28 protein-coding genes and 1 riboswitch are annotated in these 24,243 nt (G+C 61.9%); of the genes, 13 read left to right on the top strand and 15 right to left on the bottom strand.

The genetic code is table 11. The features are described 5' to 3' along the window. Positions 1-69: 69 nt before the first annotated feature. Together ACR0NT_RS08935 and ACR0NT_RS08930 are read right to left on the bottom strand one after the other, a co-directional pair. Positions 70-732 carry a YrbL family protein gene (locus ACR0NT_RS08935; RefSeq protein WP_170672802.1) on the bottom strand — a complete coding sequence of 221 codons (663 nt, stop codon included), beginning with the start codon at positions 730-732 and terminating at the stop codon, positions 70-72. An 80-nt stretch (positions 733-812) separates the two neighbouring features. Next, positions 813-992: a zinc-finger domain-containing protein gene (locus ACR0NT_RS08930; protein WP_170672800.1), complete on the bottom strand. Its 180-nt coding sequence runs from the start codon at positions 990-992 to the stop codon at positions 813-815. Positions 993-1,079: 87 nt separating this feature from the next. Here ACR0NT_RS08930 and ACR0NT_RS08925 point away from each other — a divergent pair, with 87 nt between their 5' ends. Further along, positions 1,080-2,072, top strand: coding sequence for an ABC transporter ATP-binding protein (locus tag ACR0NT_RS08925; protein WP_170673317.1), 993 nt, complete (start codon positions 1,080-1,082; stop codon positions 2,070-2,072). 41 nt (positions 2,073-2,113) lie between these two features. On the opposite strand, the gene ACR0NT_RS08920 is transcribed toward ACR0NT_RS08925, so the two are convergent. Beyond that, positions 2,114-2,704, bottom strand: coding sequence for a peptidoglycan recognition protein family protein (locus tag ACR0NT_RS08920; protein ID WP_480442932.1), 591 nt, complete (start codon positions 2,702-2,704; stop codon positions 2,114-2,116). Positions 2,705-2,944: 240 nt separating this feature from the next. Between ACR0NT_RS08920 and ACR0NT_RS08915 the strand changes: the two genes are divergently transcribed. The 3 genes from ACR0NT_RS08915 (at position 2,945) to ACR0NT_RS08905 (ending at position 7,397) form a co-directional block, all read left to right on the top strand. Further along, entirely contained in the window at positions 2,945-5,863 is a 2,919-nt protein-coding gene (locus ACR0NT_RS08915; protein WP_170672798.1) for an error-prone DNA polymerase, read from the top strand. A gap of 49 nt (positions 5,864-5,912) precedes the next feature. Continuing rightward, positions 5,913-6,326: a group III truncated hemoglobin gene (locus ACR0NT_RS08910; RefSeq protein WP_170672796.1), complete on the top strand. Its 414-nt coding sequence runs from the start codon at positions 5,913-5,915 to the stop codon at positions 6,324-6,326. A 135-nt stretch (positions 6,327-6,461) separates the two neighbouring features. After that, entirely contained in the window at positions 6,462-7,397 is a 936-nt protein-coding gene (locus ACR0NT_RS08905) for a DMT family transporter (RefSeq protein WP_170672794.1), read from the top strand. A 53-nt stretch (positions 7,398-7,450) separates the two neighbouring features. Here ACR0NT_RS08905 and ACR0NT_RS08900 read toward each other — a convergent pair whose 3' ends face one another. Further along, complete coding sequence (locus ACR0NT_RS08900) at positions 7,451-8,563, bottom strand: S-(hydroxymethyl)glutathione dehydrogenase/class III alcohol dehydrogenase (RefSeq protein WP_170672792.1); 1,113 nt, start codon at positions 8,561-8,563, stop codon at positions 7,451-7,453. Positions 8,564-8,693: 130 nt separating this feature from the next. Between ACR0NT_RS08900 and ACR0NT_RS08895 the strand changes: the two genes are divergently transcribed. Together ACR0NT_RS08895 and ACR0NT_RS08890 are read left to right on the top strand one after the other, a co-directional pair. Then, positions 8,694-8,984 (top strand): I78 family peptidase inhibitor, encoded by a 291-nt coding sequence (locus ACR0NT_RS08895; RefSeq protein ID WP_170444218.1) that lies wholly within the window; start codon positions 8,694-8,696, stop codon positions 8,982-8,984. Between the two features lie 61 nt (positions 8,985-9,045). After that, the gene (locus tag ACR0NT_RS08890; RefSeq protein ID WP_170672790.1) at positions 9,046-10,698 is read left to right on the top strand and encodes a Y-family DNA polymerase; all 1,653 of its coding nucleotides are present in this window, start codon (positions 9,046-9,048) and stop codon (positions 10,696-10,698) included. Positions 10,699-10,715: 17 nt separating this feature from the next. Here the strand turns inward: ACR0NT_RS08890 and ACR0NT_RS08885 are convergent, their stop codons facing one another. Continuing rightward, entirely contained in the window at positions 10,716-11,441 is a 726-nt protein-coding gene (locus tag ACR0NT_RS08885; RefSeq protein WP_170672788.1) for an SDR family NAD(P)-dependent oxidoreductase, read from the bottom strand. 164 nt (positions 11,442-11,605) lie between these two features. Between ACR0NT_RS08885 and ACR0NT_RS08880 the strand changes: the two genes are divergently transcribed. Genes ACR0NT_RS08880 through ACR0NT_RS08860 form a run of 5 tightly spaced genes read left to right on the top strand, consistent with a single transcriptional unit; the run spans position 11,606 to position 15,812 of the window. Then, entirely contained in the window at positions 11,606-12,940 is a 1,335-nt protein-coding gene (locus ACR0NT_RS08880) for an FAD-dependent oxidoreductase (protein WP_170672786.1), read from the top strand. Between the two features lie 19 nt (positions 12,941-12,959). Continuing rightward, the gene (locus tag ACR0NT_RS08875; RefSeq protein ID WP_480442928.1) at positions 12,960-13,436 is read left to right on the top strand and encodes a chalcone isomerase family protein; all 477 of its coding nucleotides are present in this window, start codon (positions 12,960-12,962) and stop codon (positions 13,434-13,436) included. After that, positions 13,436-14,659, top strand: a complete 1,224-nt coding sequence (locus ACR0NT_RS08870; protein ID WP_170673314.1) for an MFS transporter — start codon at positions 13,436-13,438, stop codon at positions 14,657-14,659. Before ACR0NT_RS08875 ends, ACR0NT_RS08870 begins: the two co-directional genes overlap by 1 nt. Next, positions 14,656-15,273, top strand: a complete 618-nt coding sequence (locus ACR0NT_RS08865) for a DUF3833 family protein (RefSeq protein WP_170672782.1) — start codon at positions 14,656-14,658, stop codon at positions 15,271-15,273. The genes ACR0NT_RS08870 and ACR0NT_RS08865 overlap by 4 nt, the downstream gene beginning before the upstream one ends. Beyond that, on the top strand, positions 15,270-15,812 hold the full coding sequence (locus ACR0NT_RS08860) for a DUF3833 domain-containing protein (protein ID WP_170672780.1): 543 nt from the start codon (positions 15,270-15,272) through the stop codon (positions 15,810-15,812). Before ACR0NT_RS08865 ends, ACR0NT_RS08860 begins: the two co-directional genes overlap by 4 nt. A 12-nt stretch (positions 15,813-15,824) precedes the next feature. On the opposite strand, the gene ACR0NT_RS08855 is transcribed toward ACR0NT_RS08860, so the two are convergent. From ACR0NT_RS08855 to ACR0NT_RS08810, 10 genes are all read right to left on the bottom strand, one after another. Then, entirely contained in the window at positions 15,825-16,979 is a 1,155-nt protein-coding gene (locus tag ACR0NT_RS08855) for an energy transducer TonB (protein WP_170672778.1), read from the bottom strand. Then, positions 16,976-17,353 carry an ExbD/TolR family protein gene (locus tag ACR0NT_RS08850; protein ID WP_170672776.1) on the bottom strand — a complete coding sequence of 126 codons (378 nt, stop codon included), beginning with the start codon at positions 17,351-17,353 and terminating at the stop codon, positions 16,976-16,978. Before ACR0NT_RS08850 ends, ACR0NT_RS08855 begins: the two co-directional genes overlap by 4 nt. Then, positions 17,350-17,676 carry a biopolymer transporter ExbD gene (locus ACR0NT_RS08845; protein ID WP_170672774.1) on the bottom strand — a complete coding sequence of 109 codons (327 nt, stop codon included), beginning with the start codon at positions 17,674-17,676 and terminating at the stop codon, positions 17,350-17,352. Before ACR0NT_RS08845 ends, ACR0NT_RS08850 begins: the two co-directional genes overlap by 4 nt. Positions 17,677-17,707: 31 nt before the next feature. Then, a complete protein-coding gene (locus ACR0NT_RS08840) occupies positions 17,708-18,373 on the bottom strand; it encodes a MotA/TolQ/ExbB proton channel family protein (RefSeq protein WP_170672772.1) in 666 nt (221 codons plus the stop codon). Then, complete coding sequence (locus ACR0NT_RS08835; RefSeq protein ID WP_170672770.1) at positions 18,370-18,798, bottom strand: hypothetical protein; 429 nt, start codon at positions 18,796-18,798, stop codon at positions 18,370-18,372. Before ACR0NT_RS08835 ends, ACR0NT_RS08840 begins: the two co-directional genes overlap by 4 nt. A 301-nt stretch (positions 18,799-19,099) precedes the next feature. Next, entirely contained in the window at positions 19,100-19,222 is a 123-nt protein-coding gene (locus ACR0NT_RS08830; RefSeq protein WP_480442926.1) for a hypothetical protein, read from the bottom strand. Positions 19,223-19,387: 165 nt separating this feature from the next. Further along, positions 19,388-19,879, bottom strand: coding sequence for a dTDP-4-dehydrorhamnose 3,5-epimerase (locus ACR0NT_RS08825; protein ID WP_170444258.1), 492 nt, complete (start codon positions 19,877-19,879; stop codon positions 19,388-19,390). A 352-nt stretch (positions 19,880-20,231) separates the two neighbouring features. Then, complete coding sequence (locus ACR0NT_RS08820; protein ID WP_170444261.1) at positions 20,232-21,005, bottom strand: GMC family oxidoreductase; 774 nt, start codon at positions 21,003-21,005, stop codon at positions 20,232-20,234. Between the two features lie 233 nt (positions 21,006-21,238). Further along, positions 21,239-21,658: a GMC family oxidoreductase gene (locus ACR0NT_RS08815; RefSeq protein ID WP_170672769.1), complete on the bottom strand. Its 420-nt coding sequence runs from the start codon at positions 21,656-21,658 to the stop codon at positions 21,239-21,241. Between the two features lie 234 nt (positions 21,659-21,892). Next, positions 21,893-22,657 (bottom strand): DUF3299 domain-containing protein, encoded by a 765-nt coding sequence (locus tag ACR0NT_RS08810; protein ID WP_170672766.1) that lies wholly within the window; start codon positions 22,655-22,657, stop codon positions 21,893-21,895. 145 nt (positions 22,658-22,802) lie between these two features. Further along, a riboswitch (cobalamin riboswitch) is annotated at positions 22,803-23,000 on the top strand. Between the two features lie 102 nt (positions 23,001-23,102). On the opposite strand from ACR0NT_RS08810, the gene ACR0NT_RS08805 reads away from it, so the two are divergent. Both ACR0NT_RS08805 and ACR0NT_RS08800 read left to right on the top strand, forming a co-directional pair. Then, positions 23,103-23,459 (top strand): DUF1636 domain-containing protein, encoded by a 357-nt coding sequence (locus tag ACR0NT_RS08805; RefSeq protein ID WP_170672765.1) that lies wholly within the window; start codon positions 23,103-23,105, stop codon positions 23,457-23,459. Beyond that, on the top strand, positions 23,456-24,241 hold the full coding sequence (locus tag ACR0NT_RS08800; protein WP_170672763.1) for an ABC transporter ATP-binding protein: 786 nt from the start codon (positions 23,456-23,458) through the stop codon (positions 24,239-24,241). Before ACR0NT_RS08805 ends, ACR0NT_RS08800 begins: the two co-directional genes overlap by 4 nt. The last annotated feature ends 2 nt before the right edge of the window (positions 24,242-24,243 follow it).

Raw genomic sequence — 24,243 nt, 5'->3', positions numbered from 1 at the left:
CAGGGCCGGACGGGTGGCCAGCCAAGAACGCGCCTCGCCATCATTGCGGCGGGCGGTTTCTGCGTTCCGTCAGGCGATGCTGAAGGCGCGTTGCGCCTTGTCCCAGTGCAGCCCGGTCCGCCCGGCAATCAATTGCATCTGCTTGTTCAGCGAGCGGTCGTTCAGCCGACGGCTCAGCGACCGCAGCGGGATGAGGTTACGCTCTCCATACCCGTCGATCAGGAGGAACATCCGGGCCCGGCCGCGAACACCGTAGACAATGTTCTGTTCGTGAATGTCCCGGCCGACGATCTGAAGCTCGAACAGCTTGTGCACAAAACTGTTGAGATCGGCCAGAATCTCATCGTTGAGCAATTGCTGCTGGCTCATCCATAACAGGTGATGCGCAAGTTGGCCGTCATCGGATTGTATCCGTTCAACCACAACCCCCGGCCCGACATCCGTCTGCACCACGCCAAAGGACCGCGCCAACGGCAGCTGCGCAATATCACCGCCGCTTTTCAGCGCCGCCTTCATCTCGCACTCAAGCTCTTTCAACGCATTGCGAAAGGCCGAATCCGGTAGGATCCGCCGTATCAACCGCTTGGAGAAGGAACGATTCGGGCGTGTGCGTGGCCGTGTCACCTTGATCAGAAGCTCTGGCTGGCCCGGACAGGCATACACGTTTCTGTGGCCGCCTTTTGCCAGCAGGTCCTGATCGGATAACCGCAAAAGCTGTAGTGAAAAAAACATCCAGCCTCCGCGCTGTATCAGGTCATCGACACCCCGCGGGCTTTGACGGATCACACGCCAGCCGGGAACATGTCACTATATCAGGCTTTGGCCTCGGCCCCAGCCAGCACATATTTGCAGTCGCAATAGGGGCACTCGACCCAGCCGGTATCCTCGGGGATCTGCAGCCAGACGCGCGGATGGCCCAATGCGCCTTCGCCGCCATCACAGGCGACACGGGCGGTTTCGACGGTCTTGGTTTCCGGCGCTTCGATTGTCACGGCTTGCGATCCTTCTTCGGTTGTCGGCCTCGCGGGCATGTAATAGGTGCGTTTATGAGCGATGAGCAAACCGGGGGCAAGAGCCACATGAGCGATGCGGCAATCAGGATCGACGGGCTGCGCAAGACCTATCGGGGCGGCAAGGGTCAGCCCGAGAAACACGCGCTGAAAGGCATTGACCTGACGGTTCCGCGCGGTTCGGTCTTTGGACTGCTGGGGCCGAACGGGGCGGGGAAATCGACCCTGATCAACATTCTGGCCGGGCTGGTGGTGAAATCTGCGGGCAAGGTGTCGATCTGGGGTTTCGATCAGGACCAGAACCCGCGCTCGTCCCGCGCCGCGATCGGTGTGATGCCGCAAGAGCTGAACCTGGACCCGTTCTTCACCCCGCGCGGCGCGCTGGAGGTTCAGGCCGGGCTTTATGGCGTGCCTAAGGCGCAGCGACGCAGCGATGAGATTCTGGAACTGGTCGGCCTCAGCGACAAGGCCGAGGCCTATGCCCGCACCCTGTCCGGCGGGATGCGGCGGCGTCTGCTGCTGGCCAAGGCGCTGGTACATCACCCCAAGATTCTGGTGCTGGACGAACCCACAGCGGGCGTGGATATTGAGCTGCGCCAGATGCTCTGGACCAATGTGCGCAAGCTGAACGAACAGGGGATGACCATCATCCTGACCACCCATTACCTGGAAGAAGCGCAGGAAATGTGTGACGAGATCGCCATCATCAACCACGGCGAAAAGATTGCGCAGGACAGTACCGCCAACCTGCTGGGCCGCATGGACAGCCGCACCATGGTGATCGCCCCGGACAGCCCGGTCACCGATCTGCCCGCAACTGAAGGCGTCGAAGCCACGCTACGCGATGATGGCAGCCTGGTGCTACAATACCGCAGCGCCCAGACCAGCGCCGAGCAGGTGCTGGAATCCGTCCGCGCCGCCAACATCCGCATCCGCGACGTTCGGACCGAGGAAGCCGACCTTGAGGATGTGTTTCTCGCCCTCACCTCTGCGCGTGGGGATAAAACCCCGGCAGATGATCAGGATCAGCCCCGCCGGGGGATGCATCGGGTCAAGCTGTGATGCTGCCAACCCGCCGCTGAAAGCGACGGCATCAGTTGCAATTAGGCCAGTTCCTTCTTGATCCTCGCAACGATCTTGTCGATCAGATCATCCTCGTCGAAACTTGCGTAAACCGGTTTGGTCGCGTTGAATTTTCTGTTTTGAGCATCAGAAATTCTCTCGCGGAGGTAATCCCCGACTTCCACAACATCCCCCGGCTTGGCCATATGAGGCAGCCACATGATATCCCACTTGTCCTGCGGCACGCCCAATGTGACATCGACCTCTTCGTGCGAAAGAACGTGGCGGCGATCGATTGGGATATCATAGGTTTCCGCATATTCGGCAACCATGTCGATGAACACACCCAGCTGGGTCTCTGTCATCGGGTATTTCCCCTTCTTGAAGGGTCTCTCCTTCGCGCCCTGCATACAGCACATTGCCAGACCAATCGACCCTGTGTTCTTGGCCCTGACATGCGCGGCATAGTCTCCGTCATTCACGTTGTTGTTGGCTTCCGGTCTCCGCTTGCAAAGCCGGCGCGTTCCGTCGCCCTCAACAACTTCGTGGTATTTGTCATAGTCGCTACCGGACATTTCATACTGCCCGGCAGTCCAATGCATTACGATTCTCTGTGGCTTGGAAACGGCCATAATAATTTCCTTCCAAAATTGTTCTGTTAAATTGAGGGGCGTATTATAGCACAAACCCCTCCCTTCTTCCTCGGCCCCCATCATCCAGGTCAAACCACCGCAAAAACGTCAGTCCTTACGCGCATTGCAACTGACAGTGTTTTTTTGGGCGGCAGCCGCTATTTGGGACATCGGACTTACCCTCAATCTCAGCAAAGGACTCGGAAAAAGAACAAAACGTGAATATAATATGGAATCGCCATGTATGCCGAGTTGTCGATCACGTCGAACTTCACCTTCCTCACCGGGGCCTCGCACCCCGAGGAATACATGAAACGTGCCGTCACCCTAGGCCTGCCCGCCATCGCGATTGCCGATGACAACTCGGTCGCCGGGATCGTCCGCGCCCATACCCAAGGGCGCGAGATCGCCCGCAAGGTCCGCGAACGGCAGGCGTGGGAGGCGCAGAACACCCCCATAGGCCCGCCCTGCCCCGATCACATCCCGAAACCGCCGTCATACCCCGTCCACGCCGTGCCCCGCCTGATCCCGGCGGCACGGCTGATCTTCACCGATGCGCCCACCGTCACCGCCCTGCCGCTGAACCGGCAGGGCTGGGCCAACCTGTGCCGCATCCTCTCCAAAGGCCGCCTGCGTGCCGCGAAAGGCGACTGCATTCTGCATCTGTCGGACCTGCTGGAGTTTTCTGACGGCCTCCACCTGCTGCTCTGGCCACAGGTGACCCCGTCGAAGGGCGGCGCGAGCGTGTGGCGGACACAGGCGCAACAGCTGACGCGCCGCTTTGCCGGGCGGATGCATCTGTTGATGCACCCTCGGTATGACGGTGCAGACAGTGCTTACTTCTCTTTATTAGAGACTGAATCACAGCAGCTCGGCATCCCCACCCTCGCCAGTGCCACGCCGATGATGCATCACGGGGCCCGCCGCAAACTGGCCGACGTCCTGACCGCCATCCGCCTGCGCCGCAAAGTCGACGATCTGGGCCGGGACGCGCTGGCCAATGGCGAACAGCGCCTACGCTCGGAACCCGAGATGTTGCGCCTTTTCAAAGGCCATGAAGGGGCGGTCGCGCGGGCGCATACGCTCAGCGAGGACCTCACATTCTCATTGGACGAACTGCGCTATGAATACCCCAATGAAGGCAGCGAACAGGAAACCCCGGCCGAACGCCTGCACCGACTGGCGCATGAAGGGTTGAACTGGCGCTATCCCGAAGGGGCGTCAGGCAAGGTGAAGAAAATGCTGGCGCATGAACTCAATCTGATCGGCAAGTTGAAATATGAACCCTACTTCCTGACTGTCCGCGACATCGTCAAATTCGCCCGGTCCCGTGATATTCTATGTCAGGGGCGCGGCTCGGCTGCCAATTCCGTGGTTTGCTACTGCCTCGGCATCACCGAGGTCAGCCCCGAAAAAGGCACGATGGTCTTTGAACGCTTCGTGTCCGAGGCGCGGGACGAGCCTCCTGATATCGACGTCGATTTCGAACACGAACGCCGCGAGGAAGTCATCCAATGGATCTATGACCACTACAAACGCGAATGCGCCGGTCTCTGCGCCACCGTGATTCATTATCGCGGCAAACGTGCGATCCGCGAAGTGGGCAGGGCGATGGGCCTGACTGAAGACACCATTGCGGGCCTCAGCTCCCAGCTTTGGGGATTCTTCTCAGCCAATGGGCTGGAGGCCGAGCGGATGCGCGAGATCGGCCTCGACCCCCAAGATCGCCGCCTGAAACAGACTCTAACACTGGTCTATGAGATCGACGGCTTCCCCCGTCATCTCTCACAGCATGTCGGCGGTTTCATCATCACCGAGGGGCGCCTGGACGAGCTTGTCCCCATCGAAAACGCCGCGATGGAAGATCGCACGGTCATCTGCTGGGACAAGGATGACATCGACTCGTTGGGTATCCTCAAGGTCGATGTGCTCAGCCTTGGGATGCTGACCTGCATCCGCAAGGCGTTCGACCTGATCCAACGCCATCATCACACCGGCTATACGCTGGCCACCCTGCCACCCGAGGACCCGGTGGTTTATGACATGCTCTGCAAGGCGGACAGCATCGGCGTGTTTCAGGTGGAATCACGCGCACAGATGAACTTTCTGCCCCGGATGCGCCCGCGCAATTTCTATGATCTGGTGATCGAGGTCGCCATCATCCGTCCCGGCCCCATTCAGGGCGACATGGTCCATCCCTATATCCGCCGCCGGAACGGAGAAGAAGAGGTCAGTTTCCCCTCGGACGAACTGGGTGAGGTGCTGGGCAAAACGCTGGGCGTGCCGCTGTTTCAGGAACAGGCGATGCAGATCGCCATTGTCGGTGCGGGTTTCACCCCGGAACAGGCGGACCGCCTGCGCCGCTCGCTGGCGACCTTCAAGAAACACGGCAATGTCAGCGAATTCCGCGCGTTGTTCCTGCGCGGCATGAAACGCAACGGGTATGAGGACGACTTCGCCGAACGCTGTTTCTCGCAGATCGAAGGCTTCGGATCGTACGGCTTCCCCGAAAGCCACGCGGCCAGCTTTGCGCTGCTGGTCTATGCCTCGGCCTGGATCAAATGCCACCACCCGGGCATTTTCGCCTGCGCCCTGCTGAACTCGCAGCCTATGGGATTCTATGCGCCCGCCCAGATCGTGCGGGACGCGCGCGAACATGGGGTGCAGGTGCGCCCGGTCTGTATCAACGCCAGTTTCTGGGACAATGTGATGGAGCCCGACGGCTGCGGCGGGCTGGCCCTGCGGCTGGGCTTCCGCCAGATCAAAGGCCTCAGCGAAGAGGATGCCGGCTGGTTAACGGCAGCGCGCGGCAACGGCTACACCCAAGTCGATGACGTCTGGCGGCGCGCGGGGCTTGGGCCTGCGGTGATCGAGCGGCTGGCCGAGGCCGACGTCTTTGCTGCCTGTGGCCTGACCCGGCGCGAGGCCTTGTGGCAGGCCAAGGCGATTGCCACCGCGAAACCTCTGCCGCTGTTCTCGCAGGATCTGGAGGGCGAGGCGCTGGACGAGCCCGAGGCCTATCTGCCGCAAATGACCTTGGGCGAGCAGGTGGTCGAGGATTATGTCGCCACTCGCCTCAGCCTCAAGGCGCATCCGGTGGCCTTGATACGGCACCTGCTGACGCCAGAGCCGCGCGACAAAACCACCCCTGTTGGGTAAAAGCTGGACAAGGTATTGCCCACGAACAGAGTCGAATTTCGGGACCTTCATGACCAGACCAACCCTGCCGCCGCGCTTTCCGGCCACGCCGGACCAGATCAACGCGCAGGTCCGCGCCTTTTATGCCCGCGTGCGCGAGGACGCAGTGCTGGGTCCGGTCTTCAACACCCATGTCACCAACTGGCCCGCACATGAGGACAAGATCGCCGCCTTCTGGCGCAATGCGATCCTGTTTGAACGCAGCTATGACGGCAACCCGCAGCGGGTCCATGCCGAACGGCCCGACGTGAAACCCGAAATGTTCGCCCATTGGCTGGACCTGTTCGAAGAGGTCGCCACCCAGACCCTACCCCCGGAAACAGCCACCCCGTGGGTCGCTCTGGCCCGGCGGATCGGGGTGGGGATGAAGGCCGGTGTACAATCGGCGCGCCAACCCAAGGACGCCCCGCCGGTCTTGCGATGACCTTGGATCATGGCAGCCATGCGATGTTAGCGATAAAATAGGGGCTATGCGCCCTGCCAAATTCGGTTTACTTGAGGGCAAGACAGCCCCTTTCGCGCTGCGCACCTACACCGACACATCACCCGAGGCCGATTCATGAGCACTCAGAACACCACCCTTAGGGGTCTTGGCTATGCGTTTGCGGGCTTTGCGGTCTTTGCCAGCCATGACGCGCTGATCAAGGTATTGGGCGGCACCTATTCGGTGATGCAGATCATCTTTTTCGCCACATTGTTTTCCTTTGTGCCGATGGCTGTCACGATACTGGCCGACCGCACGACCGGGAACTTCCTGCCGCGCCACCCGTGGCTGGTGCTGCTGCGCTCGGCCCTCGTGGTCACGTCCATGGTCTGCGCCTTCTATGCGTTTTCTGTGCTGCCGCTGGCCGAGGTCTATTCGCTGCTGTTCTCCTTCCCGCTGATCGTCACGGTGCTGTCGATTCCCATATTGGGAGAGATCGTCCGCGCCCAACGCTGGGCCGCCGTGGGGGTCGGCCTGATCGGGGTGCTGATCGTCCTGCGCCCCGGCGCGACCGAGATCACACTGGGCCACCTCGCCGCGCTGACAGCGGCGTTTTGCAGCGCATTAGGCTCTGTTTTGGTGCGCAAGATCGGCAATGAGGAACGCTCGGCGGTGCTGATCCTCTATCCGATGCTGCTGGCCATTGTGGTGATGAGCCTTGCGCAGCCTGCCGTATATCTGCCCCCGTCACTGCTGCATCTGGCGATGATGGCACTGGTGGGTGTGTTCTCGGTGATCGCACAGCATCTGATCATTCTGGCCTACCGCGCAGCCGCTGCGGGGGTTGTGGCCCCCAGCCAGTACAGCCAGATCATCTGGGCCACGCTGTTCGGCATGATCTTCTTTGACGAGCGCCCCGACGCTTGGGTCGCAGTCGGGGCTGGCATCATCATCGCATCGGGTGTGTTCGTGGTCTGGCGCGAGAGCCGCTCGAACGCCTCGGTCAATACACCGGTTCTGCGGGTCCGGTCGCCGCGCTCAGATACCGGGGCATCGCGGCCGGGCAAATGAAAACGGCGCGCCAATCAGCGCGCCGAATAAGCAATTTCAGCTGATTTAGAGCCTCAGTAAACCACAACCGAACGGATGCTCTCGCCCTTATGCATCAGGTCGAAGCCGTGGTTGATGTCGTCCAGCCCCATGGTGTGGGTGATCATCGGATCGATCTCGATCTTGCCTTCCATGTACCAGTCGACAATTTTCGGCACATCGGTCCGGCCCCGCGCGCCGCCAAAGGCCGTGCCGCGCCATGACCGGCCCGTGACCAGCTGGAACGGGCGGGTCGAAATTTCGGCCCCCGCAGGCGCCACGCCGATGATGATCGATTCACCCCAGCCCTTATGCGCCGATTCCAGCGCGGCGCGCATCACGCCGACATTTCCGGTGGCGTCAAAGGTATAATCACCGCCGCCCTTGGTCAGATCGACCAGATAGGGGACCAGATCGCCCTCAACCTCGGCCGGGTTGACGAAATCTGTCATGCCGAATTTGGTGGCCATCTCGACCTTGGCGGGGTTCAGGTCGACACCGACAATCTGGTCGGCCCCGGCCAGACGCAGGCCCTGGATCACGTTCAGACCGATACCGCCCAGACCGAACACGATGGCGCGGCTGCCGATTTCCACCTTGGCGGTGTTGATCACCGCGCCGATACCGGTGGTCACGCCGCAACCGATATAGCAGATCTTGTCGAAGGGCGCGTCCTCACGCACCTTGGCCAGCGCAATCTCGGGCAGAACCGTGTGGTTCGAGAAGGTCGAACAGCCCATGTAGTGCAGGATCGGGTCACCATCCAGCGTCGAAAACCGCGAGGTGCCGTCGGGCATCAGCCCCTGCCCTTGCGTGGAGCGGATCGCCTGACAGAGGTTGGTCTTGGGATGCAGACAATATTCACACTCGCGGCATTCGGGCGTGTAGAGCGGGATCACGTGATCGCCCGGCTTCAGGCTGGTGACGCCCGGGCCGACCTCGACCACGACGCCGGCGCCTTCGTGGCCCAGAATGGCCGGGAACAGGCCCTCGGGGTCGGCACCCGACAGGGTGAATTCATCGGTGTGGCAGATGCCGGTGGCCTTGATTTCAACCAGAACCTCGCCCGCCTTGGGGCCTTCGAGGTTCACATCCATCACTTCCAAAGGTTTGCCCGCCTGAACGGCGACGGCGGCACGGGTACGCATGGTGCTTGTCTCCCAGTCAAATTTGCCCCGACCCTGCGTCAATTGCAGGGTGTTTTCAACTGTCGTTTCGTGACAGATTGGCTAATGACTTGATATTGCAGAAACGACATTGCCGGAAAGAGGAACGCCAATGCACCGTTTTATCCCGATCCTGATCCTGCTGGCCGCCTGTGCCGAGACACCGCCCGCACCCGAAGACGCCCGCCTTGCACCCGAGGCCGCTCCGGTCGATCTGGCCTTTTGCGAGGGCGACGCCTTTGCCAGTTCCATCGGTCAGCCGGTCTCGACCATTCAGGCTTCGCTGCCCGAACGTGCGCGGGTGCTGGGGCCGGACGGGTTGGCCACGCAGGATTACCGCATCGACCGGTTGAACGTGTTTGTTGACGAGGCCGGGATCGTTCAGCGCCTGACCTGCGGGTAAGCGTGGACTCTGCAGGCGATTCTACGGTAAGAACAAAATGGGAACATTTTGATGTCTGCCGATGCCCAAACGCCGAATACTCTCACTGTGGTTCCCCCGTCTGGGGGCTGAACGGCTGGTCCGCGCCGCGCGGGGCCTGCAGGATGGGCCTTTGGCTGTGGTGGCCGAACAATCGAACATGCAGGTCATCACCTCGCTGAATGCTGAGGCTCAGGCCGCCGATTTGCGCGTCGGTCAGCCGGTGCGCGATGCTCATGCCATGTGTGCGGCGCTGGTGACGCGCCCCCGCAACGCCCCGGCCGAGGCCGTGTTTCTGACCGCGCTACGTCGCTGGGCGGGCAAGTTCAGCCCGTGGGTGGCCGAAGAGGCGCCGGACGGGCTGATTGTCGACCTGTCGGGCTGCGCCCATCTGTTCGGCGGCGAAGAGGCACTGATGCGCGCGCTTGAAACCGACTGCGCCGATATGGGGCTGAGCGTTCAGATGGGCATTGCCGACACGCTGGGCGCGGCCTGGGCGCTGGCGCGGTACGCGGGGCAAGAGGCCATCTCCGATCGCAATGGCGACGCCATCAGCCAGGAGGCCCGCGCCACCCGCGCCCGGGCTACCAAGCGGCGGCACTGGACTAGGGGCGGCGCCGCGCCACAGGTGGTGGCGTTGGGCGGCGGCGCACGCATTGCGGCGCCGGGGCAATCCTATGGCGCGCTCAGCCCGCTGCCCATCGCGGCGCTGCGGCTCGAGGATCAGGTGGTCGCGCAGCTGAACCGTCTGGGCCTGCGCCGGATCGGCGATCTGCTGGGGCAGCCGCGTGCGTCTCTGGCGCGGCGGTTCGGTCGCGGGCTGGTGCTGCGGCTGGATCAGGCGATGGGCAGCGCGCCCGAGCCGGTCTCGCCCGCGCGTCCGCTGCATCATTTCGCGGTGCGGATGACCCTGCCCAACCCGATCGGGTTGACCGAGGACGTGATGGCCGCCATCGACCGGGTGCTGCCGACACTCTGCACCAAACTGGAAGACAAAGGCCGCGGCGTCCGCACCCTGCGGCTGGAGGCGCATCGCGCCGATCAGGCGGCTGAGATCATCGAGGTCGGACTGGCCCGCCCGACCCATGACAAATACCGCATTCGCCCTTTGTTAGAGATGAAAATCGACCAGATCGATGCGGGCTATGGCATCGACATGCTGCGGCTTGAGGCGATCCAGACCGAACCCATCCACGCCCGCACGGTGGCAGGTCACGCCGAGGCCCGCCGCGCCGTGCAGGACCGGTTAGCGGGCAACACCGCCGTCGAAGACCTGATCGGCAAACTGGGCGCGCGGGTTGGGCTGGATGCGATCACAAGGCTGCACCCCGCAGCCTCGCATATCCCTGAGAAAACGGCGCAGGTTCTGGCGGCGGCATGGTCGGAACCGGCGCGCGACTGGCCCGCCCCGCCGCGTCCGCGCCCCCTGCAGATGTGGCAGCCCGAGCCGGTGATGGCCCCGGAAACTCCCGATGTTCCAACCGCCTTTCGCTGGCGTGGCCGCGACTGGCAGCTGGCACAGGCCACCGGCCCCGAACGGATCGCGCCGGAATGGTGGCTGGACGATCCCAACTGGCGCAGCGGCGTGCGTGATTATTGGGTGGTGGTGACCGAACAGGGCGAACGGCTGTGGCTGTTCTACGGCCACGGAGGCACCCTGTCGGCGGGCTGGTTCTGTCAGGGGAAGTTTGGCTGAAATGACCTGATTAGGGTCTATTTTCCACGATAGATCAGCCAATCTGGCAGGTAGTCAATCAACCGGATAAACCACGAAAACGGCGCCGGGAAATCGGTGCGAAAGCGGCGGCGTGACATCGCCTTGACCACCCGATCCGCCGCATCTTCGGGCGTCATCAGCATCGGCATCTTGAACGTGTTCTTCTCGGTCAGCCGGGTCTTGATGAAACCCGGATTGACGATCCGCACCGTCACCCCCGCGCCCGCCAGATCGAACCGCATGGTCTCGGCCAGAGAAATCAGCGCCGCCTTGCTGGCCGCATATCCCACCGCAGCCGGCAGCCCGCGATAGCCGGACAGCGAGCCGATCAGCGTGATATCCCCCCGCCCCGCACGCACAAACCCGGGCACCGTCTCGCCCAGGACCCGCAGCGCGCCGGTGTAATTCACATCGGTCATCGCTAGGACGGCATCGGTTTCCCAATCACCCGAGCGCATCGGCTCATAAGCCCCGGCATTGTAGACCAGCCCATCCACCTCTCCGGCCTCAACTGCGGCGCGGCGCACCGACTCCAGATCGGTCACGTCACAGGGCACCGCCTGCGCATTGGGCAGCGCGGCGCAGATTTCGGCCAGACGATCGGCATTTCGGGCGGACAGGATCAGATGCGCACCCTGACGGCTCAGCACCTCGGCCAACGCCCGGCCCAGCCCTTCGCTGGCACCAATGATCCAATAGGTTTTTCCGTCAAAACTGCTCATGCGCCCATTCCAGTCGAGTCTCATCTGTTACGGGCGGGACAAAGGGCTGGATCACTTCACCAGACTTCACGACATAGTGCATTTGAGAAAAACTTCTAACCAGATTGATCCACCCCGGCCCATCCTGCGTATCCTATTGTAAAATGTCGCACAAAGAGGATGGCATGTTCGACGAAACCCGGGGCGTACGCAAGAAAATCGCAGTCGTAGGGGCAGGTATCTCTGGCCTGTCGGCTGCCTACTATCTCTCTGACAAAAACGATGTCACCGTGTATGAGGCCGAACCCCGGCTGGGTGGCCACGCACGCACTGTGATGGCGGGCAAGACCGGGGATCAGCCTGTCGATACCGGCTTCATCGTCTTCAACTATGGCACCTACCCCTATCTGACGCGCCTGTTCGATGAGTTGAACGTACCTGTCATCAAGTCCGAGATGAGCTTTGGCGCCACCATTGACGATGGCCGTATCGAATACGGCCTGAACAACCTGCGCACGCTGACGGCGCAGAAACGCAACCTCGCGCGCCCGGCCTATTACAAGATGATCGCCGACATCCTGCGGTTCGGCAAAGAGGCCCCCGAAGCCGCGCGGGATGACGACACCACGATCGGAGAACTGGTCGACCAGCTGCGCCTGGGTCACTGGTTCCGCCACAACTACCTGATGCCGATGTGCGGCGCGATCTGGTCGACCCCGGTTGAGTTTGTGGATCAGTTCCCGGCGCGCTCGCTGGTGCAGTTTTTCAAGAACCACGCCCTGCTGGCCAGCGGTCGCGCCAATCAGCATCAGTGGTACACGGTCAAAGGTGGCAGCATCGAATATGTCCGCCGCATCGACGCCGCCTTGCGCACGCGCAATAGCGAAATCCGTCTGGCCGCGCCCGTCGACCGCATTCAGCGGGATGAAACCGGCGTGACCGTTCACAGCCAGGGGCAGGCCGATCTGTATGACGAGATCATCCTCGCCACCCATTCCGATCAATCACTCGCCATTCTGGGTGAGGCCGCGACGCAGGCCGAAAAAGCCGCGTTAGGGTCTATTCGCTATCAGCCCAACACTGCCATCCTGCATTGTGATCCGCGCCAGATGCCGCGCAGACGCGCCTGCTGGTCCAGCTGGACCTATCGCTCGCAAGCCGGGAATGTCGGGGTCACCTATTGGATGAACCGGCTGCAGAACATCCCGGACAGCGATCCGTTATTTGTGACGCTGAACGCGTCGTCAGAAATTCCCGCGGACAAAATCTATGATCAGGTCGAATTTGCCCATCCGGTGTTCGACAAGGCAGCCCTGAAGGCCCAAGGGCAAATCCGCGAGATGCAGGGACAGAACCGAACATGGTTTGCCGGTGCGTATAATCGGCATGGGTTTCACGAAGACGGGATTGCCAGCGCGATGCATGTTGTCGAGCGCCTGAGCGGCACCCCGCAGACACTCGGAGCTGACAATGGCATTCTTGCAAAAGATCCGGTCATCCCGGCCTCGGCCGACATCTAACCCCGTTCGGGCCGCACTTGTGTCGCTTGCCCTGCTGGCCCCGGACGGGTTGGTGGCGTCTTCGGGCCTGAATGCGCTGGACGGCGCTCAGCTGCGCGGCACCGCGACGTTTCGCTATCTCGGACTTCCAGTCTATGACGCGCAATTGTTCACTCCGGGTGGTGCGGCGTTCAGTTGGAACCAGGATTTCGGGCTGCAACTGCAATACCGCCGCAACGTGAGCCAAAAGGCATTGGTGAATTCGACCCTTGATGAAATGCAGCGCATCGGCCGCGCCGCGCCCGTACGTGATCAGCTTCAGACCTGTTTCAAGGCGGTCAAAAAGGGGGATCGCTATCTGGCGGTGTCCGAGGGGCCGGACAGGGTGTCCTTCTGGCTGAACGGGCGCAAGACCTGCACGATGTCATATCCCGGCATCAAACGCAGCTTCATGTCGGTTTTTCTGGGTGAAAACACCCGCTCTGCCGCCTTCACGCAGAGATTGCGCGGGCAGTGATGCTGTATCCGCGGGTCAGTCTCTACGCGCTGATGCTCGCTGCGGCGGGTATCCCGCTGTATATCCACCTGCCGCGCTTTGCAGCCGTCAATCTGGGCATCGGGTTGGGGATGATCGGGACGGTTCTGCTGGTGATCCGCATCGTCGATCTGGTGCAGGACCCGCTGATTGGCTGGGCCATCGACCGCTGGCCACGGGCGCAACTTATGTTCGCCATCACCGCCGCGATCGGGCTGGCCATCGGGTTTCCGGCATTGTTCGGCCTGTCCGAAGGGACAAGCATTGCCGTATTAGTTTCTGTTTTGGTAGTTTTGTTCTCGGCCTACAGTCTGGGGACCATCCTGCTTTATGGTCGCAGCGCGACGCTGGCGAAGCAGGCAGACGCCAAGGAACTGATGACGTTGGCCGCCTGGCGCGAGGGCGGGCAGCTGACCGGAGTTATCCTGGCCGCCAGCGCCCCCGCCCTGTTTGTGGCCTTCGGGGCCAGTGCGCAGGGTTATCCGGCGTTCGGGCTGTTTCTGGGCCTGCTGGCCGTCCTGACCCTGATCCTGACCATTCCGATCTGGCGTCGGACCCCGATCACCGGGCAAGGGTTGTCTTTCGCCGGGCTGGGTCAGGCCGGGGCGCTGCGCCTGTTGTTTCTGGCGCTGGTCAACAGCCTGCCTGTGGCGATCACCTCAACCCTGTTTCTGTTCTTTGTCGAGGACCGGCTGCAATTGCCCGGAAAAGCCGGGTCACTGCTGATCCTGTTCTTCCTCAGCGCCGGGGCCAGCGTGCCGCTTTGGGCCAGGCTCAGCAACCGGATTGGCCCGAAACAGACCCTGATCATTGCGATGCCGCTGTCGATCGCAGGCTTTATCGGGGCGGCCACATTGTCGGCTGGCAATCTGACCGGATTTGCGGTGATCTGCCTGACCTCGGGCGCGGCGCTGGGGGCGGATATGGTGGTGTTGCCTGCCATGTTCTCGGTGGTGCTGACGCGCGCGGGGCTGAACGCCTCGACCGCTTTTGGCATCTGGTCCTTTGCAGGCAAGCTGGGCCTTGCGCTCGCTGCCTTTTTCACTCTGCCGCTGCTGGAACGCAGCGGGTTCACTCCGGGGCAGACAAACTCGGCCGAGGCGTTGCGGACACTCAACCTCGCCTATGCCGTGCTGCCCTGCATCCTGAAACTCGGCGCGTTCGGGCTGGTCCTGACGCTGCCTACCGAGGTCTCAGCCAAATGACGGTCATAGCCATCCTTCTCGTTGCTACCCTTGTTCTGATCATCGCCCAGCGCCGGTTCCTGAGTTTCCGGTCGCAGGCACCATCGTATTACACCGCCACCGGGCCTGCCTTCAAAATGAAGGAAAACCTGAACGGAGAAATCCTGTCCGAAGGCCTGATCTATGGGCCCAATGGCAAGATGTCGAACAGCTTTGTCGCGCGCATGGTCGGCGAATGGGACGGCAATACCGGCACGCTGGCCGAGTATTTCACCTATTCCAATGGCAAGCAGATGACCCGCAAGTGGTACCTGACACTGGGCACCGGCAACACGTTCACCGCCACGGCGGAGGATATCGTAGGCGAGGGCAAAGGCATCATTTCGGGGTCGACGGTGAAACTGACCTATCGCATCACCCTGCCCAAGAACGCGGGCGGTCACACTCTGGACGTCACCGACTGGATGTACCTGACTGAAAACGGTGTGATCATGAACCGCTCCGAGATGCGCAAATTCGGCTTCAAGGTTGCCGAGCTGATCGCCACGATGCGCCCGGCGCCCGAGGCGAAGCCCGTGCATGTCAGCGGCTCGAACGGCTATGACGCCACGGCGGAGACGAGGACATTGCAATGATCACCCGCCGGTTTCTGATCGCCGCCCTCGCAGTTCTGGGGCTTGCCGCGCTGGCAGCCTGTTCGGCCAAACCACGCATCCCCAAGACCTTCCTGTCCGACCGGCAACTGAACCTTGAGGAATTCTTTGAGGGCAAAACCGTCGCCTATGGTCAGTTTCAGGATGTGTTGGGCAATGTGCCCCGCCGCTTTACGGTCGAGATCGACGGCACTTGGGATGGCGAAACCCTGACCTTGGTCGAGGATTTCGTCTATGACGACGGCGCCACCGAACAGCGCATCTGGAGCCTGACCAAAACCGGCGAGGATAGCTGGACCGGCACCGCGCCGGGTGTGTTGGGCACCGCCAGCGGGATCGAGCGCGGGGACACGTTCAACTGGAAATACAAGATCGACCTGCCGGTGAAAGACGGCACCATGCGGGTGAATTTCGACGACTGGATGTGGCTGCTGAGCGACGACCGCCTGCTGAACCGGGCCTATGTCTCGCGCTATGGCGTACGGCTGGGCGAGGTCATTCTGTATTTCGAGAAACTGTAAGCTACCGGCGGTTCAGTTGCTGGAATAGACAAAAGACAGCGACCTGCTGACACCCCCAGGAGGTTTCGGGAACGGAGAGGCCGCCTGGACCTGCGCCTTGGCCGCCCGTTCAAGATCAGGTGAGCCATTGGTGTCCACGACCTCGACATAGGCCAGGGTTCCGTCCGCGTTGATCACGAAAAACACCACCGCAAAACCCCGCGCCGCCGTGTAAACGACTCGCGTGCGGTTCAGATGGACCAGAACCTTCCCGGCATAATTGGTTCTGTCCGAGTTTCCGGGACCCCGCCCGCCCGAACGCGTGCCGCTGTTGCCTGAGGTGAACAAATCCCTGCCTTGGCGTTGATAGGTGGTCAGGGGCGACTCGACCTCTTGGGTCGGGTATTTCAGATCACTGAAATCCCGTGCCCCGCGCAACGTGCCTTGCGGTTCAGGCTGCGTAGTCCGGTCCGGCAGGCGTGGCCGGATCGACGAGGTCAGGGCCTGCTCCGGCTCCTCGCTGTTTTCCTCGGCATCGGGCACCGGTTCGGTCGGGGCGGCGGGGATATCGGCCTCGACCGTGTCACTCTCAGCAGGCACGACCGGAGCAACCGATGGCACCGGGTCTTTCGTTGACTCCGGCAGGGCGGCAATCTGCTCGGCCTCGGTGGGCTCGGGCGCGGTCGGGGTTTCTTCGGCCGGTTCCGTGGCTTCGGGGCTGCCTTCTGGCGTTTCGGCAACCTCTGCCACTTCGGCAGGTGGGGTCTCATCCACTTCATCGCTGGCAGATTTGTCGCCATCGGTGGTGTCCTGCGTTTCGGGGGCCTCGACCGGATCGGGCGCGACCGGTTGCAGGATTTCGGACGTGCCGGTATCGGGAGAAAAGGTTTTCTGCGGATCGTCCGAGGCCACATGCACCTCGCTGGTCGGAATCTCGGCCGGTTCGGGCGCAGGTTCCGGGGCCTCTTCCACCGGCGGTTCCGGCGCCTCGGGCGGTTCGGGTTCCACCGGTTCGGCGACTGTGTCCACAAGATCCTCGAAACTGTTGCTCAGCTCAACCGAGTCCCCTCGGCCTGCGTCATCCGGCTGCTGTATCAACCTGGGTGCGGTCAGGCCCAACCCCATCAGGTGCAGCAGCAGCGACAACAGCGCTGCAAGGACCGCGACGACAATCGAACCCCGGATCATTCCAGCGCCTTCTCGGTCACGACAAAGACGGAATCCGCCCCCAGGCGGCGCAATTCGCCAGTGACCTCGATCAGCCGCGCGCCCGAGGCCTCGCGATCCGGCACGATCCGCACCGGCCCGGGGTCGCGCCCGGCCATATAGGTGTCCGGGTCCATCGGCGCACCGCGAAAGCTGAGCGTGCCGTCCCGGTGCAGCACCAGCGCATCCGGCGGCTCTTGCCCGTCCAGTTCCGAGGTGTCGACCAGATCCAGATCGGGGTCCAACGGCGTGGCCACGGTGCCCGCGATCAGAAAGAAGATCAGCATCAGAAACACGACATTAATCAACGCTATGGTCGAGTCGCGTTTGCGGCGGGGGCGGCTGCGGCGGATCATTCCAGCACCAGCACGCTCAGGCCCTCACGCCCGCGCAGCAGGACAAGCAGGTCCACCAGCCGCTGCGCCGTCGTGTCGGCATCGAGGCTGACCAGAACCTGCCCTGTGGTCACCTGCGCCGTCAATTCATCCAGCGTGACAGGCGCACCGTTCAGCACCAGCCGGTCTTCGCTCAACTGGACAAAGGCGCGGTCCTGCGGTGCGTCCGTCGATGCACCTCCGGTCGTGGCGTTGCTCAGCTCGATCTCACCATATTTCGAAAAGGTCGAGGTCAGCATGAAGAACAGCAACAGCAGAAAGATCACGTCGATGAGCGGTGTCATCGCCATGGGCCGCCTGACGAAGGGTGCAGGGTTACGCATGTCCGGGCGTGGCCGCCATGGGTTGCGTTTCCTCGGCCGGCGGAACAGCCTGCCCCGGCACCAGCACCGTGCGCAGGGCCTTGTCGGCAAATACCCGTTCGCGCGCGGTGCGGCTTTCGAACCACGACAACACCATCGAGGTCGGCATCGCCACTGCCAGACCCACGGCCGTGGTCACCAGCGCCACCCAGATACCGCCCGCCAGCAGCGACGGATCAACCGAAGAGCCGGCGGATTGCAGGCTGCGGAACGCCTCGATCATGCCCAGAACGGTACCGAACAGTCCCAGCAAGGGCGCAAGCTGCGCCACCGTATCCAGCAGGCGGAAACCACGTTCAAGCCCGGCCAGCGCCAGCCCTGCCTCGGCATCCAATCGCTGATCCAGACCGGGCGCATCCGGCGCGTCCATTGCGACCCCGACCAGCGGCGCAAGGTAACTGTGGCTTTTGGCCAGACGCGCGCGGGCGGTCTGCTTGTCACCGGCATCCCAGGCCTCCAGCGCCTGCGACAGCACCCGGTGCCGCCCGACGCCCGAGGCCGCGAATTGCCAGAGCTTGTAAAGCGTCACCGCCAGCGTCACCACGGACATGGCGATCAGGATGGCAACCACCGGCCCGCCAAGGGCCAGGATTTCACGCAGGGCGTCAAGAAAACTCATCCCAAAAGCTCCACTTCTGTTCGGCTGTGCAAGGTTGGTGTCCGGTCGCAGATATCGCTGTCGGCGCCCCCGACGGTGCAGCTGCTGACGCCATTGATCAGAACACGCCCGAGGTTTTCGCAGGTGATGCCCCGGATATCAAATTGCCTGACCCGCGGGCGTTCCGCTGGCAGATCCCGAAATCCGAACAGGGTGATCCGTTCGAACACACCCTCGGCATCGAAAATCACCACCTGATAGCTGGCGCTGTCGATCGACGTTGTGGTTTGATTTTCGACCAGAAAGGTCAGGCGGCAGGCGCCTTCGACCTCTTCCACCGCATTCAGCTCGACCATCAGGCCCGGCGCGTCTTGCGGGGTTTCAGCCAGAGCCACAAAAGGCAGCGCACAAAGGATGGCGGCAAGGGCCGGACGGCGAAACTTCATGGATGCGCTCCCGATTGTTCAACGCAGGCAGGTCTTTGGCGGCGTTCCACCCGTCATATCCAAGACCGTTGGGGCGCGAAAGGGTTGCCGACACCTTTGTGATAAAGGGCGATTTACGGCCCGTTCAACCCTGCCGTTTCGTGAAGACCGGTGCAGATGCGTGCTATTGCGAGGGCTCGGGGCTGGTCTGATTGACCATCGCGCAGGCCACCAGCCATTCCAGAGCGTTGGATTTGATCCCGTGTTCGGCGCAGATCGCGATGCTTCGGCTTTCGAAAATCTGCGCATAGATGGGCCAGTCCTATTGCTCGGCCGGGAATATCGCGTCGGCGGTCTTGCGCTGTTCCCACTGATGCAGCTTGCCGCCCGCCACGCCAAAGCTGATCTGCCCCGGAATCGGAGGATCCTGGTTCGGGTCCAGCATCAGCGGATCCGAGAAATCCCGGTGCCCCAGCCCCTGAACAAAACTGGTATTGGACGGGTTGCAGCCCGCCCGATGAACCCTCCGGTTCCCGCGACCATCACTGTTGTTTTTTCAGTCTTCGAACTCGTCATGGGAAAGTTGTCTTTCCTTGGAATCGCTGCGGGCTCAGCGCTGGATCAGCGGCCACCCCGCGTCTACTTTAGAAACAATCGTTACAGATTGCGGCCATTGTATATTCAACGCCGGATCATCGTATCGCAATCCATGCTCGACCCCGGGGGTGTAGACCTCGCTGGCCGAATAATAGGCCTGTGCCCCGTCAGTCAGCGCCAGATAGCCGTGGGCAAACATCTCGGGCACGTAGAGCGCAGGCCGGTTCTCGGCCGACAGCTCGATCCCGAAATGCTGCAGATAGGTGGCACTGTCCGGACGCATATCCACGATCACGTCGTAGATGGCACCGGTGATGCAGCGCATGAACTTGGCCTCACGCGCCGGGGCCTGCTGGTAATGCAAACCGCGCATCGTTCCTTTTCTTTCATTGAATGAAAGGTTTATCTGCGCAATGGCCGGTTTCAGGCCGTGTTTTTCAAACTCGTTTGCGCAAAAGGCACGGGCAAAAAAAACGCCTTCTGAACCGCAACCAGTTAACCACACCGACCCTCATTTACAAAACGTGCCGTGGCGCAGCCGGTTAAACTCCGCTGCGCCGTTTTCGGCACGTGAAGGCTATATCGAAAGCTAACCAGACAATTGGCCCGGTTTCCATGATTCTCGGGCTTTTCTGCCGAAATCGCGGATTTTGGAACCTTCTGCCAAGGCGCGTCGGCGGATAAATTTTGCGAACGCCCTGCAGAAACATGACTGGCTGAACCGCTGGGCGGATATTCTGCAACACCTGAACCTGCCGGAAACCGAGGCAATGGCAGTGCGCAGGCAAACCCTGTATCGAATGGCCGCAGGGTTGACGGGCGAACACGCCTCGCACCCGAATTCGGTGGAACCTGCCTCAGTACCTTGAGGCCAGTTGCCGGGACTCACCCGGCGCTTGCAACCGAGTCGTCGGACAACAGCCCAAGATGGGACAACTGGTTGCCACAGCTGTTTTCGACCGGATGGAAAATCCCGACAGACCTTTCTGAATCACTAAGGTCTCACAAGCGTCGCAAAACGCCTGCGCGGCGGGCCGCGCGGCGATGTCCGCGCCATAGACCCGAGCGATGACCCGCCTTGCATGGGCCGCGATCCTGCCCGGTTGCAGGGCAAACCCAATCCCGCACGCAACAGCGGCCAGACATACACCCCCCAGCAATGCGTTTCGTCTGGATATCATCATCGAACCACCTCGGCGGCACGCAGCGACATTGCCGACAGGGTCAGGGTCGGATTGGCGGGCGAGCAGGTCGGGAACGCCCGCCCCCAAGGCAAAGACATTCGGAATCTCGTGCAGGCGCAGATACTCATCCACCACCCCTTCGGCCGGGTCGGTACTGATCCGGTGCGTGCCCTGAATATGGGCCTGACTCGGAAGGAAACCGCCAGCGGTCACGCCGTCCAGCACATCCGGAATGATACCCGGCAACCCGCCCAGCGCGCGCTGCAACCCCCGATAGGCATAGGGGTGGTGCCCGGTCCATTCGATCACCGGTGCGTCACCTTCCGACAGCACCCGATTTTCGGCGATGGGCAGGTCCTCGGCCACAAGGGGCAGGACCAGACGGTTGGTCCACTTGCCCGGCTCTTTGCGGATATTGGGGGGCGAATTCGAGCTTTCGATCAGCACCGCCGCCGCCTCGGACCGGTCTATGTCGTGATAGAAATGATAGCCATGGCTGGTATCGGACGTGCCGCCGAAATAGTTCTTTAACGTGGCCGTATCGACAAGGACGGATTGCGAGGGTTCTTCGTGCAGGAAACGCCCCAGCGCCGATGAGGTGACACCCGACCGCAGCAGGATTGCCGCGTGCCGCCATTTGCGCGCGCGGAAGGCAGCGGAACCCAGGACTTGCTGTGGTTCTACAACGCAACATCCGCACGGGACTTGGCGTGCTCGGGATAGGGAAACGGCGTTTTGAGGGGCAGGATATGAGCCGACCCGCCGCCTGCGATCTCCATCAGCGTTTCCGCCCGCTCGCAATAGGGGGCCAGATCGTCATACCCGAACGGCCAATCCATTCCGACGCCGAACCGGGACTGCAGCCGGAAGTCATCGGGATGAAATCGCGGAGTATCGCCCCACCAGAAATTCGAGTTTCCGCCAAAAACAACGAAGCTGAGCCAGTCTTTCCGAAAACCGGACGAGTTGCGCTGAGTGATCTCCTCTCCGGTGCGCCAGCCATCGCGAAGCTGCGCCTCATGCGGGCGGAACCCGCCTTTTTCAATGATGAGAATGTCCAGATCCTGGGCAGGGTATGCGCAAAAAAAACATCGATGCAAAGCTACTGCCAACAAGCACCACATCCCATTCCCGGGACGCAACCTCTGCTAGGTCAATGCGGTTCATCTATTCACCCGTGCCTCTGAAGAGGCTCAAACCAACGTCACTGATACACTTAAATAGGATGATATAGGGTACCCCGAGACCGGGGTTTGTCAAATCACCGAAGATGATCGGTTTCTTCCGGAATCAATCTACAAGCCATTCCGCAGTGTCCCGATCCGGCGGCCGCGTCACTCAGAGGCCTTCGCCCCGCCGGTCTTGCGGTTGCCCGCCGCGCGGATGCGATCGGCAATGCTTTGCGCCCACTCCAGCCGCTCGCCCTGTGTCTCCAGGGTTTCGACACTGTCGGCGTCCAGCCGGAACGTCGCCCGCATGGGCAAAAACCCGTCGACCACCATCATGTTCTGCTCTGACGGATCGATGGTCAGCCTTCCGGTCAGCCGGACGGGCTCGTGGACATAGCTGGGCGCCCAGTCACCGTTCAGCCGCACCCGGATCATCTGATTGGGCGGCGGTGGCGGCATGTGGCTGCACATCCCGCGCTTGGGCACAAGATAAGCGATGGCGTTCCCGTCCGCATCGGGCGGCGCGGGAATGGCAAACCCCGCCAGCGTCACCGTCTGACCGTCAAATTCAGGGTTTCCCGCAGCGCCGGCGCGATCCCGGTTCCGGGCCACGGCATGCCGTTGCTCCAGCAGCCAGTCGATATCAATGCCATCGGCGGCCAGGGCGTCCTCGGTTTCGAACAGAAGCTCCTGCCAATTCAGCCGTTCTTCGGGGCTGCCCGCATCCTGATGCAGCCTGCTGCGCAGGCGTACGGCAAAAAGCACATCGTCGAACTGTTCCGGGCTCAGGTCGCGATACGGATCGTCGAAGACCTGAACGGACGGATCCGGCAAGTCAGACCAGTCCAGTGCAGTCCCCGGAGCCGCCAGCACGGACGGACCGCACAGGGCCAACGTCAGAATCGTCGCAAGGGGAAACCAATATCGCATGACCGGACTCTATCGCCCTGCCGGGATCATTCCAGTAGGTTTTTTGCAGATGCCGCTCTTTGCAGAACCCCCTGCAATTGCAGGGCTGCACCGGCAAACAAACGTAGAGGATGTAACTTTATGATTGACGCACCGGGCCATCTCGGGCAGTCAATCTGGTGATGGTTCCCCCAAAAGGGGTGAAAAGGGAATACGGTGCGGCCCTGTCAATTGGCCAACTCCGTGACTGCCCCCGCAACTGTAAGCGGTGAGCGACGCCATACACCCACTGGTCCTTGGGCCGGGAAGGATGGCCAAGCATCGACCCGCAAGTCAGGAGACCTGCCATCATATGTTCAACCAACCCGGGGCGGGGCGTCCTGGAAGGAGGCTATGATGACACGACTGACACGTGTTCCCATGATTGGCACCTTCTCTGCGCGTTTGAAAACGAGCGGAGCGGGCAATGCCGGAAACACCTGATCACTTCATTCTGATCTGCGAGACCTGCAAAGGGCTTGAGAATGCGGATGCCTTGCGCAACGCGCTGACGGGCAGTCTGCCCGCGGGGTTTGCGGTTCGGACCGTCACGTGCATGGCGGGCTGCGAACGGCCGACTACCGTAGGATTTCAGGCCGTTGGCAAAGCCCAGTACCTGTTCGGCGATATCCGGACCCAACGTGACATCACCGCAGTGGCCGAGTTTGCGCGGCAATACCGCCACAGTGCGGATGGCTGGACCAACGCCTCCGACCGCCCGCAGCCGCTGTTCACCAAAACCCTGTCCCGGATGCCCCGGCTGAACGTAGAGGAACACTCATGACAGACCCCGCGTTTCTGGTCGCGCGTGACCTGGAATACTATGCGCTGAACGGCGATGTTCTGTTGCAGGGTGCATCGTTTGAACTGGGCAAGGGCGCAATCCTGGCCATTGCCGGGCCGAACGGGGCCGGGAAAACGACGCTGTTGAACCTGCTCTGCGGGGCCGCCGATCTGGTTCTGGGCGATGTTCTGGTCAACGGGCGCAGCCTGAAACAAATGCCCGCATCAGAGCGCGCGCGCATGATCGCCGTGGTCAGCCAGCAGGAGTTTCCGGACGGCCGGTTGCTGCTGCGGGATTATGTCGCCCTGGGTCAGATCCCGATCCGGTCCGACCGGTCTGCCGATGACCACGCGGCCGAACTTGACCGGATACTGGACCTGACCGGGCTGGACGCTCTGGCGGATAAACGCATGGCCATGCTGTCCGGCGGCGAACGCCAGCGGGCACATATTGCGCGCGCCCTGGCGCAGAACCCGTCGCTTCTGTTTCTGGACGAGCCCACCAACCATCTGGATCCGGACGCCAAGGGGCGGATGCTGTCGCTGGTGGCCGAACTGGGTATCACCGTGGTCATGATCGTGCACGATCTGGTCATGATCCCCGAGTTTGCCACCCATGTGGCGCTGATGAAATCCACACGCCTGACCAGCTTTGGCCCTGTGGCCGAGGTTCTGACGCCCGCGCATGTGCGCGACACGTTTGGCGTCGACTACCTGTGTTTCCAGCACGAAGGCCGGGTGATCCCGGCGCTGGATATCCGAAGAACCCCCGTTTCAAACTAAAG

This window comes from Ruegeria sp. AB10, assembly GCF_056542745.1.
The sequence above is the reverse complement of the archived record's forward strand: the minus strand, read 5'-3'. Positions and strand labels throughout refer to the sequence as shown.